This window comes from Pseudomonas sp. PNPG3, from assembly GCF_023093815.1.
Classification (GTDB): Bacteria; Pseudomonadota; Gammaproteobacteria; order Pseudomonadales; family Pseudomonadaceae; genus Aquipseudomonas; species Aquipseudomonas asiatica.
The window spans coordinates 1-269 of the sequence record NZ_JALLKV010000223.1 but is presented as its reverse complement, the minus strand read 5'-3'; the positions used below and the strand labels follow the sequence as shown (position 1 = coordinate 269).

1 protein-coding gene is annotated in these 269 nt (G+C 69.5%); it reads right to left on the bottom strand.

What is annotated here, in order from left to right:
* Window positions 1–13: 13 nt before the first annotated feature.
* Window positions 14–269 (bottom strand): hypothetical protein (locus MJ643_RS30815; RefSeq protein ID WP_247727323.1); only part of this gene is annotated, 256 nt, incomplete at its 5' end.

Below are 269 nucleotides of genomic sequence, written 5' to 3'. Positions count from 1 at the left end.
CCCGGATTCGAGGTCAGCCGAACAAGCCTTCGTCCGAGCCGTCGCCGTCGAAGAAGCCGCCCAGGCTGTCGTCGCTGCTGTCGGCCAGGCTGTCGTCGACACCCGGCTCGTCGATCGCGCCCAGGCCGGCCTGGTCCGCCAGCGAGCTGCCGGACTGGTCGGCGGCGGCGCCGGCATCGCCTGCCGAATCGCCCGCCAGCAAGTGGTTCGACGCATCCTGGCCATCATGGTTGAGCAGGTTGCCGATGCCATGGAACAGGAAGCTGCCC